17 protein-coding genes, 1 tRNA gene and 1 pseudogene are annotated in these 15,303 nt (G+C 61.3%); 5 read left to right on the top strand and 14 right to left on the bottom strand.

Translation table 11 applies throughout. From position 1 onward, the window contains the following. Positions 1-52: 52 nt before the first annotated feature. Positions 53-1,009, top strand: coding sequence for a lysylphosphatidylglycerol synthase domain-containing protein (locus tag M1D34_RS10425; RefSeq protein ID WP_498778943.1), 957 nt, complete (start codon positions 53-55; stop codon positions 1,007-1,009). A 28-nt stretch (positions 1,010-1,037) separates the two neighbouring features. On the opposite strand, the gene M1D34_RS10420 is transcribed toward M1D34_RS10425, so the two are convergent. The 4 genes from M1D34_RS10420 to M1D34_RS10405 all read right to left on the bottom strand — a co-directional run bounded on the left by M1D34_RS10420 (position 1,038) and on the right by M1D34_RS10405 (position 3,375). Then, complete coding sequence (locus M1D34_RS10420; RefSeq protein ID WP_498778941.1) at positions 1,038-2,540, bottom strand: AMP nucleosidase; 1,503 nt, start codon at positions 2,538-2,540, stop codon at positions 1,038-1,040. 79 nt (positions 2,541-2,619) lie between these two features. Next, on the bottom strand, positions 2,620-2,940 hold the full coding sequence (locus M1D34_RS10415; RefSeq protein WP_027989911.1) for a YnfA family protein: 321 nt from the start codon (positions 2,938-2,940) through the stop codon (positions 2,620-2,622). Positions 2,941-3,014: 74 nt separating this feature from the next. Then, positions 3,015-3,188: a hypothetical protein gene (locus M1D34_RS10410; protein WP_003527319.1), complete on the bottom strand. Its 174-nt coding sequence runs from the start codon at positions 3,186-3,188 to the stop codon at positions 3,015-3,017. Between the two features lie 13 nt (positions 3,189-3,201). Beyond that, entirely contained in the window at positions 3,202-3,375 is a 174-nt protein-coding gene (locus M1D34_RS10405) for a hypothetical protein (RefSeq protein WP_003527318.1), read from the bottom strand. 235 nt (positions 3,376-3,610) lie between these two features. Between M1D34_RS10405 and M1D34_RS10400 the strand changes: the two genes are divergently transcribed. Then, the gene (locus M1D34_RS10400) at positions 3,611-4,312 is read left to right on the top strand and encodes a glutathione S-transferase family protein (RefSeq protein WP_153313442.1); all 702 of its coding nucleotides are present in this window, start codon (positions 3,611-3,613) and stop codon (positions 4,310-4,312) included. A 223-nt stretch (positions 4,313-4,535) separates the two neighbouring features. On the opposite strand, the gene M1D34_RS10395 is transcribed toward M1D34_RS10400, so the two are convergent. After that, a complete protein-coding gene (locus tag M1D34_RS10395; RefSeq protein WP_027989913.1) occupies positions 4,536-4,877 on the bottom strand; it encodes a DUF2147 domain-containing protein in 342 nt (113 codons plus the stop codon). Between the two features lie 585 nt (positions 4,878-5,462). On the opposite strand from M1D34_RS10395, the gene M1D34_RS10390 reads away from it, so the two are divergent. Then, positions 5,463-5,729 carry a sel1 repeat family protein gene (locus M1D34_RS10390; RefSeq protein WP_003527312.1) on the top strand — a complete coding sequence of 89 codons (267 nt, stop codon included), beginning with the start codon at positions 5,463-5,465 and terminating at the stop codon, positions 5,727-5,729. A gap of 21 nt (positions 5,730-5,750) precedes the next feature. On the opposite strand, the gene M1D34_RS10385 is transcribed toward M1D34_RS10390, so the two are convergent. After that, on the bottom strand, positions 5,751-6,872 hold the full coding sequence (locus tag M1D34_RS10385; protein WP_153313443.1) for a pyridoxal phosphate-dependent aminotransferase: 1,122 nt from the start codon (positions 6,870-6,872) through the stop codon (positions 5,751-5,753). A 286-nt stretch (positions 6,873-7,158) separates the two neighbouring features. Between M1D34_RS10385 and M1D34_RS10380 the strand changes: the two genes are divergently transcribed. Further along, positions 7,159-7,248 (top strand) — tRNA-Ser (locus M1D34_RS10380). 52 nt (positions 7,249-7,300) lie between these two features. Here the strand turns inward: M1D34_RS10380 and M1D34_RS10375 are convergent. The 4 genes and pseudogenes from M1D34_RS10375 to M1D34_RS10360 all read right to left on the bottom strand — a co-directional run. Beyond that, positions 7,301-7,523 (bottom strand): annotated as a pseudogene (locus M1D34_RS10375) (hypothetical protein); the annotation flags it as partial. Between the two features lie 18 nt (positions 7,524-7,541). After that, the gene (locus M1D34_RS10370) at positions 7,542-7,850 is read right to left on the bottom strand and encodes a HigA family addiction module antitoxin (protein WP_010969010.1); all 309 of its coding nucleotides are present in this window, start codon (positions 7,848-7,850) and stop codon (positions 7,542-7,544) included. A 13-nt stretch (positions 7,851-7,863) separates the two neighbouring features. After that, a complete protein-coding gene (locus M1D34_RS10365; protein WP_003527306.1) occupies positions 7,864-8,160 on the bottom strand; it encodes a type II toxin-antitoxin system RelE/ParE family toxin in 297 nt (98 codons plus the stop codon). Between the two features lie 47 nt (positions 8,161-8,207). Beyond that, positions 8,208-8,513, bottom strand: coding sequence for a hypothetical protein (locus tag M1D34_RS10360; protein WP_003527305.1), 306 nt, complete (start codon positions 8,511-8,513; stop codon positions 8,208-8,210). 327 nt (positions 8,514-8,840) lie between these two features. On the opposite strand from M1D34_RS10360, the gene M1D34_RS10355 reads away from it, so the two are divergent. Beyond that, positions 8,841-9,878: a porin gene (locus M1D34_RS10355; protein ID WP_498778936.1), complete on the top strand. Its 1,038-nt coding sequence runs from the start codon at positions 8,841-8,843 to the stop codon at positions 9,876-9,878. A 109-nt stretch (positions 9,879-9,987) separates the two neighbouring features. On the opposite strand, the gene M1D34_RS10350 is transcribed toward M1D34_RS10355, so the two are convergent. From M1D34_RS10350 to M1D34_RS10335, 4 genes are all read right to left on the bottom strand, one after another. Further along, positions 9,988-10,872, bottom strand: a complete 885-nt coding sequence (locus M1D34_RS10350; RefSeq protein ID WP_050579939.1) for a tyrosine-type recombinase/integrase — start codon at positions 10,870-10,872, stop codon at positions 9,988-9,990. A 223-nt stretch (positions 10,873-11,095) separates the two neighbouring features. Next, positions 11,096-12,145 (bottom strand): porin, encoded by a 1,050-nt coding sequence (locus M1D34_RS10345; protein WP_127517053.1) that lies wholly within the window; start codon positions 12,143-12,145, stop codon positions 11,096-11,098. A gap of 214 nt (positions 12,146-12,359) precedes the next feature. Further along, a complete protein-coding gene (locus tag M1D34_RS10340) occupies positions 12,360-12,851 on the bottom strand; it encodes a BA14K family protein (protein WP_192923412.1) in 492 nt (163 codons plus the stop codon). Between the two features lie 166 nt (positions 12,852-13,017). Next, positions 13,018-15,063, bottom strand: coding sequence for a lytic transglycosylase domain-containing protein (locus M1D34_RS10335; protein ID WP_498778934.1), 2,046 nt, complete (start codon positions 15,061-15,063; stop codon positions 13,018-13,020). Between the last annotated feature and the right edge of the window lie 240 nt (positions 15,064-15,303).

Raw genomic sequence — 15,303 nt, 5'->3', positions numbered from 1 at the left:
TGAGGTTATAACCAATGTCGAATCGCATTGCTGATACAGGAAAACAGTCTCGATGAATACGAACTGGGAGCGCAGCCGGCGGTCGTGGCTCGCGCGCAACCGTCTGGCACTGATTTCCGCGGCGGCAATCGCGGCTTATGCCATCTTCGTAGAGTGGGTCTGGGGCTGGCCGGTACTGCTGCGGCAATGGGCCGAGATCGGCGTCGGGCCGGTCCTCTCGGCGCTAGCGCTTCTCGTCGCCACCTATTTCATCCGCTGCTATCGGATCCACGACTACTTCCCGGGTGAAACCGGGGGCCGTTTTCTGTCTCTCTTCCGGGTGACCCAGGTTCACAATCTGCTCAACATCATGCTGCCGTTCAGAGCCGGCGAAACGAGCTTTCCCTTGCTCATGCGCAGCGAATTCGGCGTGCCGCTGGTGCGTGGCACCGCGGCGCTCTTCGTCATGCGGCTTCTGGATCTGCACGCCCTGCTCACCGTCGCTGCGGTGGGCCTGGTGGCCGGGCGGGGCCAAGGGGCGATCGGCTGGGTTCTCTGGCTGATCGCTTTCCTGTCGCCTCTTGCCTTCTTTCTCATGAAGGAGAAAGCTCTCACCGTGATGCGCCGTTTCGCGCCGGCGAAGGCCGGTCCGCATCTGGACGAGGTGGCGGCAGGCCTGCCGATCGGCATTCCCGCTTTCCTGCGGGCCTGGGCGATGACGATGCTGAACTGGGCGGTAAAGGTCGTCGTTCTCGCCTGGGTGCTCGCGTTCATGGGGGTCGCGCCACTCGCCGCCTCCTTCGGCGGGGCGCTCGGTGGCGAATTGTCTTCCGTCCTGCCGGTGCACGCGCCGGCGGGTGTGGGAACCTACGCAGCGGCGATCGTCGCCGGCGCGGTTTCCTTCGGAGCGTCGGCGGATCAGGCGACGCTCGAGACGCTCGGCCGCGCCAGTGTCAATGCCCACCTCATGGTCATCGTGTCGGCGGTGGCCGGCACGATGCTGTCGCTCCTCCTGCGGCCGAAAGCGTGAAACGCTTCTGCGCGATAAGATGCTGGCTCTACTGGAACGAGGTCTCGTAGAAGCTTCTGAGCTTGCGTGAATGCAGCTTCTCGGGAGGCATTGCCGCCAGTTTCTGCAGGGCCAGGATACCGATCTTCAGATGCTGGCTCACCTGGGTCCGGTAAAAGGCGCTTGCCATGCCGGGCAGCTTCAGTTCGCCGTGCAGGGGCTTGTCGGACACGCAGAGCAACGTCCCGTAGGGGACGCGGAAGCGGAACCCGTTGGCGGCGATGGTAGCCGATTCCATGTCGAGCGCGATGGCCCGGGCCTGCGAGAGTCGTTTGACCGGCCCGCGCTGGTCGCGCAGTTCCCAGTTGCGGTTGTCGATCGTCGCGACCGTGCCGGTGCGCATGATCTGTTTGAGGTCGTAGCCCTTGTAGCCCGTCACTTCGGCGACGGCATCCTGCAGGGCAACCTGCACCTCGGCCAGTGCGGGCAGGGGAATCCAGACCGGCAGGTCGTCATCGAGCACGTGATCCTCGCGCATATAGGCATGCGCCAGCACGTAATCGCCGAGCCGCTGGCTGTTGCGCAGCCCCGCGCAATGGCCGAGCATCAGCCAGACATGCGGCCTCAACACGGCGATATGGTCGGTGATCGTCTTGGCATTGGATGGCCCGACGCCGATATTGACGAGGGTGATGCCGCCGTGCCCCTTCTTCTTCAGATGATAGGCGGGCATCTGCGGCAGACGGGCGAGCGAATAGTCGGCATCCGGCCGGTCGGCACCCGCCGGCGTGGTGATGTTGCCGGGTTCGATGAAGGCGGTGTAACCGTTGCCGCCCTCCGCCATCTGCTGGCGCGCCCAGGCGCAGAACTCGTCGACATAGAACTGATAGTTCGTGAAAAGCACGAAGTTCTGGAAGTGCCTGGCGCTGGTCGCAGTATAGTGGCTGAGGCGCGCCAGCGAATAGTCGATGCGCTGCGCCGTGAAGGGCGCGAGCGGCGACGGTTCTCCCGGTCCCGGCTCGTAGGAGCCGTTGGCGATCTCGTCGTCGGTGGTCGTAAGATCCGGCGCGTCGAAAAGGTCGCGCAACGGAATGTCGATGCTTTCGGCCGCAGACGCTTCGACATGCGCCCCTTCGCCAAAGGCGAAATGGAGGGGGATAGGTGTCGAGGATTCCGACACCGTGACGCCGACGCCGTGGTTGCGCATGAGGTGGCCGAGCTGTTCTTTCAAATAGTGCCGGAACAGTTTGGGCCGGGTGATGGTCGTCGTGTAGACGCCGGGCGCGCTGACATAGCCGAAGGAGAGCCTGGAATCGACATGTCCGAAGCTGCTCGTCTCGATGCTGACCTGCGGATAGCAGGCGCGGAAACGGGTGAGCGGCCTGCCGCTTTTTCCGAGCCCTTCGAAACCTTCGCAGAGGAAGCGGGTGTTGCGCTCGTAGAGCGCCTCCAGACAATCGACGGCCTCGGTCGGATCGTCGAAGAGCTGCGGCTCAAAGGGTTCAGGGGTGGTGACGGAGAGGACGGAGTTTGAAGAGATTCGCTTGTTCATGTCGCATTATATGCTGCACCTTTCGACAAGCAAACGACAAGAGTGTTGTTTTTTGTTCTACAGCGCCGCACGTTGTACTTCAGCGAGGCCCCGCGAGAATGATCGCACTGCCGGCGAGCGCCACGGCGGCGCCCGTCATGTCCCAGTGATCCGGCCGGACGCCTTCGGCAAGCCAGAGCCAAGAGAGCGACGCGACGATGTAGACGCCGCCATAGGCGGCATAGGTGCGGCCCGCCGCTGCCGCGTCCACCATCGTCAGCAGCCAGGCGAAAAGCGCGAGCGAAGCCATGCCGGGAATGAGCCATAAGGCGGATTTGCCAAGTCTCAGCCAGGACCAGAAGGCAAAGCATCCGGCGATTTCGGCAAGAGCAGCGAGAAAATAGATAGCGTATGCGGGCACGGTTTCAGGTCCTCCCGATCAGAGAGAAACGGACTTTCAACCGACATGCAAGGATAGAAAGCGGCGTCTCGAAATCAGCTCATCGCCTGGCGTTGAAGGGTGACGAAAAGAACGAAGCCGGCACCGTTCTTGCCGATGCCGTAGCCGGCGGCTTTGCTGTAAGCGACCGCTCCGATGGGTGCGATCAGCAGGCCCGCGAGTATCAGGAGCCTGAGCGAAAGAATGGCAGAGGAGACGAGAGCGGCCATTCCACAGCTTCCTTCAGAGTTTGGCTTGGCAGTATTGCGCCGTGTGAGCGGTGCAATCCGTGAGCGAGCCGATATAGGTGTTCTGGCGGCGGCGTTCCGTGTCGGCGCCGACTGCGGCGGCAAGCGTCATCGCGAAGACGACCATGAGCAGGCTGATAATGGTGAGGCGGCGAGCGAGAATGTCCATGGTTCCGTCCGTTGAAGCGAGACACGTTCAAATCGATTGATTGTCTTTTCGCACAACCAAACTGAACTCTGGCTGAGACGTCCGTTCATCTGGCGTTCATCTAAGCAGCGCCGAAGATGTGCAGCGGTTTAGGGAGAACGATCATGCACTTAAACAAATGCGCGTCGGACTGCGGCCTTGCCGTTGAGCCGTCGTGTTCCTAAGTCAGTCCTTCCGACAAATCAGGAGAGACGCGATGACCGCTCCGATCGAGCTTTATTATTGGCCCACGCCGAACGGCTGGAAGATCACCATAATGCTGGAGGAGCTCGGCGTTCCCTACGTCGTCAAGTACATAAATATCGGCCGGGGCGATCAGTTCCAGCCGGACTTCCTGAAGATCTCGCCGAACAACCGGATGCCGGCGATCGTCGATCGGGACGGTCCGGGTGGCGAGTCCATCTCCGTATTCGAATCAGGAGCGATCCTGCAGTATCTCGGCCGCAAATACGGCAAGTTCTATCCCGCCGACGAGCGCGCCCGTGTCGACGTCGAGCAATGGCTCTTCTGGCAGGTGGGCGGACTGGGGCCGATGGCGGGGCAGGCACACCATTTCCGCCAATATGCCCCGGAAAGGATCGCCTACGGCATCGACCGCTATACCAATGAAGTGAACCGCCTCTACGGCGTGATGAACAAGAGGCTCGCCGACCGACCGTTCCTCGCCGGCGATTACTCGATCGCAGACATGGCCGCGATCGGCTGGGTGATTCCGCACGAGAATCAGGGCCAGGACCTCAACGAATTCCCGAATCTGAAGCGCTGGTTCGACGCCGTGCTTGCGCGACCGGCGGTGAAGAAGGCCATCGAGGTGGGCAAGGAGGAGCGGGCGCGCCAGAAGAGCCTCGCCGAGGACGAAGAGGCGCAGAAGGTTCTGTTCGGCCAACGCGCCCGCTGAGACGATGCCACGGACAGAACGGAGAAGCAGGAAACGAGGGCCTGCCGCATATATTCTCCCCCCTTGTGGGGGAGACAACAAGCGGCTTGACCTTCACCTATCCCAAGCGATGCCGTCGGCAGACCGCATAACTGGAAGCGAGAGCCAGCCGGTCTCTCTCCGTGCAACGGCTCACTAGAGGTCGCGGCTGGTGCAACGCCGCCCATGTTTTAGCTGTCGAGGCTTAAAGACGCGTCCAGGTTTGCGACTTGCAAAGCACCTTCAGCACGCAGCCCCGCATCTTCAGCAGATTGCCGTCCACCGACCCGGTGCCGCTATAGGTCTTGTCGCTTTCGGGATCGGTGACCACGCCGCTATAGCTGCCGCCGGTTCCCGACAGCGAACCGACACGCTTGCCCGCGTGCTTGCCCGTCTTCAGCGTGACGCAGAAGGCCGCGCCGCAGGGGGCGATTTCCGCGGTGGAGCCGCTCGCCGTCTTCCACTTGCCGAGGATAGGTTCGGCGGCGTGGACCGGGGCGGCTGCGGCAAAGCCAAGCGCTGCTGCGGCGAGCAATGTGCGAATCATGCGATCTCCTCCGAAGTCGGCAGGCCCTTCGGTCCTGCCGTGTGCTGGTTCCCTGTGGAGCGCGATCTCCTGCAGCGCCGCACGGGTTATCGGGCGAACGAAGATCACTCCGGCGCAGACAGTATATTACGCGTACGTAAACGTAAATCTCCGCGCGTTGCTTTGCAGGACATGTTGCGCGCGGCGGCACCGTCCTTGAAAAGAGCAGCTGTTCTCATGGTTAGCGTTTAGTTGAAATCCGGACGTGAAATTTTCGTAAAATTCGAGGCGAATGCGTGCCTTTGCAGGGCCTGCAATGCTTAACGAAAACCCAAGTTTACCAAGCGTTTGGACTTTGTTTGCGTCAAATTAAGCATGGATTTTAAGCGGCCATTGAAGGCCGTCGGGCATATTCACATCCATAAGACGAGCGGCGAAACAAGCCGCCGACCAACCGGAAAGCGACACCGCAGAAGACGGGGCGATTTCCCGGAAAGCCCGCCAAGAGGCTCGATGAAACAGGGACCAGGATACCAGCTGAAGCAGGGCTCGCCCCATACGGGCGGGCCGCTTCGCTCTAACGAAGAAAAGACAGGGACAAGAAAAATGGCACTCTTTAACATTGAGATCGTTTCGGATGACGCCATCGGCGGCGGCAACCGTGCCGACGTTCTGTGCGAGATGGGCCTCGCCTATGCGACTGGTCGCGGCAGGCCCGTCGATCTGGTAGCCGCGCACAAGTGGCTGAACATCGCCGCGATCAGGGGCTCGGACCGCGCGGCCGACCTGCGGGCCGACCTTGCGGCGACGATGAGCAAGTCGGATCTCGCCGCTGCGCTGCGCGCAGCACGCGAATGGATGACGATGCACTGATGCGTGGCGGTTGCCGCCGGTTCAGGTGGCAGCCAAACTCCTGATCACCTCCGGAAGCGCGGCCGCAAGAAGATCCATTTCCGCATCGGGCGCGGTGCTGATACGGATGCAGCGGTTGAGCGGCGCGACGCCGGGCATGCGGATGAAGATCCCGTGATCGCTCATCAGCCGATCGACGATCGCCCGTGCATAGATTGCATCCTTTCCACAATCGACAGCCACGAAATTCGTGGCTGAGGGTAGGGGGGCGAGTCCGCTATCGGCAGCTATGCGGCCGATCCTTTGCCGTGAGTTCGCGATTTTGAGCGTGACTTCCTTCAAATAGTCCTGATCGGCCAAAGCGGCGATTGCTGCTGCCACGCCGATGCGGCTCATACCGAAATGATTGCGGATCTTGTCGAAGGCCTGGGCGGTCCCCGGCGTCGACAGCGTATAGCCGATGCGCGCGCCTGCCAGGCCGTAGGCCTTCGAAAAGGTGCGCGTGCGAATGACGTTCGGCTTGTCGATAAGGCTTTCGATCGGCGGGAGCGCATCCCGCGGCGCCGTTTCGCAATAGGCTTCGTCGAGTACGAGGAGCGTCGTTTCCGGCAGGGCCTGCGCGAAGGCGACGACGCGCTCGGCGGGCCACCAGCTTCCCATCGGATTGTCGGGATTGGCCAGATAGACGAGCGGTGCATTCTCACGGCCCACGGCGGCGAGCAGTCCTTCGAGATCTTCCCGGTCGTCGGCATAGGGTACCGTGACCAGCCGCCCGCCATGGCCCGCGACATGATAGTTGAAGGTCGGATAGCCTCCGAGAGAAGTCACCACCGGCGCGCCGGCTTCCACGACGAGCCGCACGATTTGCCCGAGAAGGCCGTCGATACCCTCTCCGATGGCGATATTGGCGGGAGAGGTGCCGAGATGGTCGGCAAGCGCCTGCTTCAGGTCGTGGTTTTCGGGATCGGCATATTTCCAGGTGTCGCCGGCCGCCTGGCGGATGGCGAGCAATACGGATGGTGCCGGGCCGAAGCCGCTCTCATTGGCGCCGATGCGTGCCGCAATCTTGCGGCCGTGCTGACGCTCGAGGGCTTCCGGGCCGACAAAGGGGACGCTGGCCGGCAGGGATTGGATGAGTGGCGTGAAGCGTAAGAATTCGGACATCTTGAAAAACCGTACTCCGTTCGGAAATGCCCGCGGAACTTATCGCATAAGGATGGGAATCGGAATCGACGCAGAGAAAGAATTCCCCCGGAAGAAGTCAGTGCACTTGGCATTGCGACGTTTCATGCGTGATGGACAAGACCTTTCCCGATTGCCCGATGCGGTCCTAGTTCTCATATGACTCGGGGGGCGCCGCGGCCCGAAGCGGATGAAAATCGGATGATTTCCTGAAATTCGACAAAAAAATCTTGCATTGGAAACGCCGTGACACTAGTCAGGCCCTAACGGAGAGGTGGCCGAGTGGTCGAAGGCGCTCCCCTGCTAAGGGAGTATACCGGAAACGGTATCGAGGGTTCGAATCCCTTCTTCTCCGCCATTTTATTTCGGCCCATTCTGTCCGACCCGGACACATGGGTAACACTTCGTCCTTAAGACATGGGTGACAACCTCGTGCCGAACGGGTTGTCGATGGTTTGCAAAGTCCTCTGCTCCAGGTCGATATATCCCAGATCATCGTGCATGAAGCTGACGAGCCAATACCCCGGATCAAGGCCGGGGCAGGCTCCGTCGACTGCTTTGATTCCAAGCTTCTGCCCGGCCAGCACGGTGCAGATGTTGATCTCCTTGCTAGATGCAGAGACGCCCGCAATTTCGTCCACATGACGGTGCTCAGGCTGCATTCTCCAACGGACGCGCGCGCTCGATCCGCTCACGTTCCTTTGGCGTATTCATCACCAGCCAAAGATCGTTGCGCCTCTGCACATTGAGCCAGAAGTCCGGGCTGTTGCCGAACACGCGGGCGAGGATCAGCGCCGTCGCCGCCGTCACGTTCCTGCGGTTGCCGCATAATTCGTTGACGTGCTTGCGCTGGACGCCCATCGCCTCGGCGAGCGCGCCCTGCGTCAATCCCATCGGCCGCATGAACTCTTCAGTCAGTATCTCGCCGACAGTCGCCGGCTTGCGCTTGGTGGTCAGCATGTTCGCCTCGCTCTCATCGGTAGCTGTGATCGTCCAGATAAATCCCGTCGGCCTCTCCGCGCGTCCCATCCCAGCGGAAGATCAGCCGCCATTGCTGGTTGACGCGGATCGAATGCAGCCCCGCCAGATTGCCGCGCAGCTTCTCGAAGTGATTGCTGGGCGGCACGCGCAAGTCTTGGTCGGTTGCGGCATCGTCAATCATCTGGAGCTTGCGGAACAACCGAGCTTCAAGATCGGACGGGATGTTACGGGAACGGACATCATCCACAAAGAAGGTCCGAAGCCAGTCGTCCCGAAAGCCTACGATCACAGGTTCACTCCAACGATGGGCATATGTACCACTCTATAACTCAAATTTCAATGGCAAATGGCTCTGCCGCCGGGTCCGAACAGTTCATCGAACGGATTCCCATTCCCGCCACCGCCGTCACGTTCCTGAGTTTGCTGCTTGATGACATGCTTGGCTGAACCCATTGCCTCGGCGAGCGCGCACTGTGTCGAGGTGCCTGCCGACTCGCGAATCCCTGCGCACTGATTCTGCCGGGAATCGGCCAGGAAGCACCTCGACCATCCGCGCGAACCGACGATCGGCGTGCCCATGGCTTCCGCAAGGACCGGTCTCGCGGAGCGCTCTTGCCCGGTTTTATCCCCCTTTCTGGCCATTTTTTGCCCCTTTCCGGAACAGATGGCCGGGAGTGACCTCGCGCTAAACCCCCGTCGCTAAAGGATTTTCTTAACGCTTTGTTAATTCCCTCGGGCCGTCTGGGGCGATTTTGTGTCGTTTCAGCAACAGGGATCAGGGAAGGGCAGGGCAAAGGAGTCGATCTGGTAAGTTGGTCGTTGCGCGCCCCACCCGGTTTTGTATTTTCAACTCCGGAAGCAAGGGCGGTTGATCGTCCGACTTCTTGAACGTTGGGGATGGGGCAGGGAACGCTGTCCTTCAGCAAAAAAAACCCAGACCCGTTTGAAACTTTTGACTGGAGGTCAGAAATGAACATCAAGAGCCTTCTTCTCGGCTCCGCTGCTGCTCTCGCAGCAGTCTCCGGCGCCCAGGCTGCCGACGCAATCGTCGCTGCCGAGCCGGAGCCCATGGAATACGTTCGCGTCTGCGACGCTTTCGGTACGGGTTACTTCTACATTCCGGGCACGGAAACCTGCCTCAAGATCAGCGGCTTCATCCGCGTTCAGGGCGAATTCGGCCGTGACGAAGCTGACGATCGCTGGAACCAGGAAGACTTCGGTGGTCAGTCCACGTCGGACTGGGACATGTTCTCCCGCGCCTACATCGCGTTCGACGCGAAGAGCGACACTGAATACGGCACGCTCACCGGCTTCTTCGCCGCTGAGTTCAACGCCGACAACGACACCGACGAAGGCGACAGCCTGATCGACGTCGATGAAGCCTACATCCAGCTCGGCGGCTTCAAGGCCGGCTTCTTCTACAGCTGGTGGGATAAGGGTCTGAACGGCGAAACCGACTCGCTCGGCAACTTCACCGAGTTCAACTCGCTCGCCTACATCTATGACGGCGGCACGTTCCAGGCCGGTATCTCGGTCGACGAACTCGAAGGCGCGAGCACCAAGGCCAACGGCGTTGGCGTTACGGGTACCGTAACGGCTACCCTCGGTGGCGTCTCGGTCGACTTGCTCGGCAGCTACGACAGTGAGTTCGAAGAAGGCGCGATCCGCGCTTTGCTCTCCGCAGACCTCGGCCCGGGCACCTTCCAGCTCGCCGGTATCTGGGCATCCGACCCGAACGCCTACTGGGATGCTTCCGAGTGGACCGTTGCTGCATCTTACCGCTTCAACGCTACCGACAAGTTCGCGATCACCCCGGCAGCTCAGTACTGGGGTAGCCTGAACGACGGAAACCGTAACTTCGGTGACGACGATCAGTGGCGCGTTGGTATCACGACCGACTACGACATCACGGAAGGTCTCGCTACCCGCTTCACGATCAACTACACCGATCCGGATGATGGTGACGAGTACGTCAGCGGCTTCCTCCGCCTGCAGCGTGACTTCTAATCTGACCTGACCTCGGTCAGTGGAAGGGAAGCCCGGCTTTAAGCCGGGCTTTCTCTTTTTTAGAGTATGGCTACGGGGACGGCGCGCTGCTGCCGGCGCTCATGCGCGATTACTTGAGATGACGCTCGAGTACGGGCACGCACATATCGAGGTCATGGGAGGCCAGATGCGCGTAGCGCATCGTCATCTCGAGGGTCTGGTGGCCTAGCCACATCTGAACACGTCTGAGATCGATCCCGCCTCTGACCAGGCGCGAGGCGCAGGTATGGCGGAGAATGTGGGGAACGAGATCGTCTTCGTTGCCGAGGCCCGCATCCACTTTTGCGGCGTTCCAGACAGCACGGTATTTTTGCTGATCGATTCTAGAAAATGGACCCGGGGATCTGTCCGCGACGCGCTTCAATGCGTCTTTTGCTCTCACGGTAAGCGGGACTGTGCGGCTGCGGCCCGATTTCGTCACCCAGAATGTCGCCCGGCCCTCGTGAATATCGTTCCATTTGAGGGCAATGGCCTCGCCCAGGCGAGCACCGGTATCCACCAGAAATATCGAGAGGTACAGATAGAGTTCCGATCGGCTGGCGATTTCGCGGAACAGCACCTCTTCTTCGTCGGCCTCCAGGAAGCGCAGGCGCCCCGCTTTCTCCTTTTGGCGTTTGAATTCCGGCAGATTGTGGATGTCCCCCATCTTGTACGCTTTCCGCAGCAACTTCCCCAGCGCCGCCATCTTCCTGTTGATGGTCGCGTTGCTGTTACCGCGCTTGCGTAGCGCACCTATGAGGCCGTCGAGCAATTCCTGCGAGAAGGCGGAGAAACGGGCACCGAGCAAGATCTCGTCGAGCTCTCCGATGAAGGCCTTCACATTGTATTTGTGCCTGCCTTCGTCCCACAGGATGTCGGCATAGCGCTGAAGCAATTCGGCAAGCGTGGTCTCCTTGACCACGCCGATCGGCCCTTGCCGGCCGAAGGTATAGTTGACCTCATACCCCGAACCCATATCCGGGAAACCGAGATCACCTACCTGTTTTTCAGCGTCCGACGTCACGTTTGCCGTTTCCTTCCCATTCTCCGTGAACGAGCCAAGAAACCACTGGCAATGAAACCAGTGCTTATAGTCAAACAATCTCAACGCCTTGGCGGCGCACTTTGCGTTGCAGTACAGCAACAGCCCGCAACCCAACTTGTGAGCTGCGGGCTTTCTTTTACCTGACTAGGTCAGATTAGAAGTCCCGCTGCAGGCGAAGGAAACCGCTGACGGAATCCGGAGCATTGCTCGGGTCTGTGTAGTTGATCGCGAAGCGGGTCGCGAGACCTTCGGTGATGTCGTAGTCGGCGGTAAGGCCGACACGCCACTGGTCCGCATCGTTGTCGAAGCGCCCTCCGAGCTTGTCGCTTTCGTTCAGGCCGCCCCAGTATTGAGCGCCGGGCGTGATCGCAAGCTTGTCGCTCACATTGAAGCGATAGGAGGCAGCAACGGCCCACTCCGAGTCATGCCAGTATGCGTTCGAGCCGGATGCCCAGATACCGGCGACCTGGAAGGTGCCTGGACCGGCATCCGCGGAGAGCAGGGCACGGATCGCGCCTTCTTCCCATTCCGTATCGTAGCTGCCGAGCAGGTCGAAAGTCACGCCGCCGAGCGAAGCCGATACGATGCCTTCGACCCCGACGCCATTCGGCTTGGTCGAAGTACCCTCGAGTTCGTCGACAGCAACGCCGGCCTGGAAGGTGCCGCCGTCATAGGTATAGCGGACCGAGTTGAACTCGGTGTTCTCGCCGATGGAGTCGGTCTCGCCGTTCAGGCCCTTATCCCACCAGCTGTAGAAGAAGCCGGCCCGGAAGCCACCGAGCTCGATGTAGGCTTCGTCGACGTCGATGTGGCTGTCGCCGCCGCCGTCCGAGGCCGAATCCGTATCGGAATTGAACTCGGAAGCGAAGAAGCCGGTGAGCGTGCCGTACTCGGTATCGCTCTTCGCGTCGAACGAGATGTAAGCGCGGGAGAACATGTCCCAATCGGAAGTGCCGTCATCATCGAAGCTGGTCAGATGATTGACATTGTCACGGCCGAAGTCGCCCTGAACGCGGATATAGCCGCCGATCTTGAGGCAGGTTTCCGTGCCCGGGATGTAGAAGTAGCCCGTGCCGAAAGCATCGCAAACGCGGACGTATTCCATAGGCTCCGGCTCTGCAGCGACGATAGCGTCGGCAGCATGCGCGCCGGAGACTGCCGCCATAGCAGCAGCCGAGCCAAGAAGAAGGCTCTTGATATTCATTTCTGACCTCCAGTCAGACGTGAGAAATAATTCCTATGACTGGACAGGAAGATACCAGGCCGCGGGCTTACATGCCGCGGATGAATCAGGCGGGAAATGGAACAGGGATCCGGCGATGACCTGCCGTGCCGCGCAAGAATGACGGCCCGAGCATGCGGGGAGGGAGGCGCGCTCGGCTCCTCCCTTCAGACTCACGTCTTAGGCGCAAAACTCATCAGCTATACGGCGAATAGCACTGGCGTCGCGGACCATTATAGGGCTGGAATGTATTGTCCCAGGCCCGATACGAGCGATAGCGCGAGTAGCACCACTCCACATGTGCGTTGCCGCCGCCGTAATACCTCGGAGCCGCATATCTCGGCTGGCTCAACACGCCACCCACGATCGCACCGGCGGCTAGGCCGCCAAAGAAAGCTCCAAGATCATCATCGTCGTCGCGGTAGTAGCGGCGGTGATGATAACGGTTGCCGTAATGGCGGTTTCCGCGATAACCGCGCCAATTGCCCGTCCGCCAGCAGTCCCGGTCGCGGCAGCGGCGGCCCTTGCGCGCTTCCCCGCGCTCGTAGGGAAACTGCGCCAACTGCACGTCGGCAGCCTGCGGCTTCGGCGCCGGAACGACCGGAAACGCTTCTGCCGGCGGAACGCTGCTGATGGCCGTGGCCAGCGACAGGGCAACAATTGCTAAGGTCTTCATTGGCCTCACCATTTCCTCTCAGGAGAAAATAAATCCCTTCCAGGGGAAAATGGCCCAGCCCCTATTTTGTGCCGGGCGCGGCCAACCGATCACGATGATGTGATCCTCGCTCAACAGAGCGCCGCGAGGGAACGTTGCGGCCGGGCTCGACCGGGCCGTCGCGCCCGAATACTCAGGCTCAAGGCAAAGCGCGTCCCAACCTCAAATCCGCAACGATATCCGTATCTTGTCCCAGCCGCGACTTATAAACCTGATAGTTCTCCATCACCCGCTGGACATAGTTGCGCGTCTCCTCGAAGGGGATGCGCTCGATCCAGTCCACGACCTCGTCGATGGGCTTTCCGCGTGGATCGCCATAGCGGGCGAGCCAGTCAGGAACGCGACGCGGGCCGGCATTATAGGCGATGAAGGTGAGAATGTAGGAACCGCCGAAGCTGTCGATCTGCTCGCCGAGGTAATGGGCTCCAAGCGTCGCATTATAGCCGGCGTCGCTCGTCAGACGGTCCTTCGAGTAGGCGAGGCCATAGCGGCTGGCGACGCCCTTGGCTGTGCCGGGAAGGAGTTGCAGGAGCCCCCGGGCATTCGCCACCGAAATGGCGGCCGGATTGAAAGCACTTTCCTGGCGGGCGATGGCATAGGCGAGCGCCTTGCCGGCGCCGTCGATATCGGCGCTCGGCGGAATGACTCCGATCGGAAAGGCGAGGGCAGCTACCTCGATGCCGCGGCCGAAGGCGATCTTGCCGATCTGCAGCGAGAGTTGGTGATTGCCCGACTTCTCGGCCCGCTCCGCCAGGATCGCAAGCTCCCCGGGGCTGGTCAGTTCCTCGGCAAGCGCACGATAAAGACTTTCGGCGCGCCAGCCATGGCCGGCGGCTTCGAGCCGGCCGATCGCCTTGACGGCTTCGCGACCTTCCAGCCGGATGCGGTCTTCCTGGGTGGGTGAGGGGTAGCTCATGTCGAGCTTCGCCTGGCCGCGGCGTGCGGCGGCGAGTTGTCCATAGAAGGTCGCCGGATAGCGCGCCGCGTTGGTGAAATATTCGCGCGCGTCGCCTGGGCCGCCCGCTTCGGCCGCGCGGCCCAGCCAGTACCAGGCGCGCGAGGCGGAGATCGGCCGGCTCGATGCCTCGAGAATCCTGCGAAAGTGAAGCGCCGCCGTCTCGGGTTCCTCGAGGCCGCGGAGCGCATACCAGCCCGCGTGGAATTCCGCGTCCACGAGGTCCGTAGCGCGCTTTGCCGCATGGTTGGCAGCGATGCGGTAGGCGCCGCGGAAGTCGCCGGCGTCGAGCAGACCGCGGCTGACGATACGTTGCTCGACCCACCATTCTCCGGGATTGACGAGGGCGCCGTCGTCCTTCGGCATCTGGTCGAGAAGCCGGGCCGCCTCGGCGTATTTCTGCTGCTTGCGTAAATGCTCGATGCGAATGAAGAGGTAGGAAGGCTTGCTGCGCCAGGAAGCGTCCACCGCTTCGATGAGCGAGGCCGCGTTGCTGCCGCCGCGGGTCACTGCGGCCCAGGCGCGGAACAGCGATTGCGCCTTGCCGAGATCGCTGAACCGCTCGGCCTGGTCTATGCGGGCGCGGTAGAGAAGCATTTCCATCCGCTGCCTGTGGTCTTCCGTCGTCAACAGATCGGAAAACTCGGAAAGGATCTTCGTTTCCGTGTCCTTGTCCAGGGCTTCGCTCAGCCAGAATGCGCGCAGGTGCGTGGCGGCCGCCGAGCTCTGCCCCTGTGCTGCGAGTGCGCGTGCAAGGATGATCGCCCCTTCAGCCGTCTCCGGGCGGGTGGTGCCGAAGGCGGCGATCACATCGGCGGCCGGAGCGTTCTCGCGATAAAGCGCCCGTTCCGAATGGGAGCGCAGCGATTTCAGGCCCGGCCAGCCCTGGAGTTCCCGCTGCGCCTCGGCAATGTCATAGGAGGGAATGCCCTTCTGTCCGGACACCGCGATCGCCCAGGCTAGGATATGGCGGTCGAGCGTTCCTGCCGGCATGCGCTCGCGAACGGCGATCGCCTTTTCGGGCTGCCGATCGGAGAGGGCATCGAGACCGCTTTTCAGATCCGCGCCGAGGATCGTTGAGAGTTCGCCGGTTGCGAGGCTGCCGACCTTGCCGGCAGCATCCGGCTTGCTCGTCGGTACAGGAATCCGGCCCTCGGCTGCGTCGGCCGAAAAAGCCAGCATCCCCGCACCGATCATGGCGGCGACCGGCAGAAAGACTGTTCCCCGCATCAAGAGCCCCGTGGTCCCCCATCCCTCGACTTCATTGCCGCTCCATTACAGCCGATCGGCCGGCGAAAACCTAGCACATTTGTCGGCGTGCTTGCCGGCCGGCGCGTGCGCGTTCCCCGAAACCCGGCGCCTATTGCGGTCCCGCTCGAGGGCGTCGATTGCGCGGAAACGAAAGCGAAATGCATCCTCTCAGCGCTTGCCGCAGACACGTCACATGATTATGGTGCGGCAGTTTTTTAA

The organism is Ensifer sp. D2-11 (assembly GCF_054161295.1).
The sequence above is the reverse complement of the archived record's forward strand: the minus strand, read 5'-3'. Positions and strand labels throughout refer to the sequence as shown.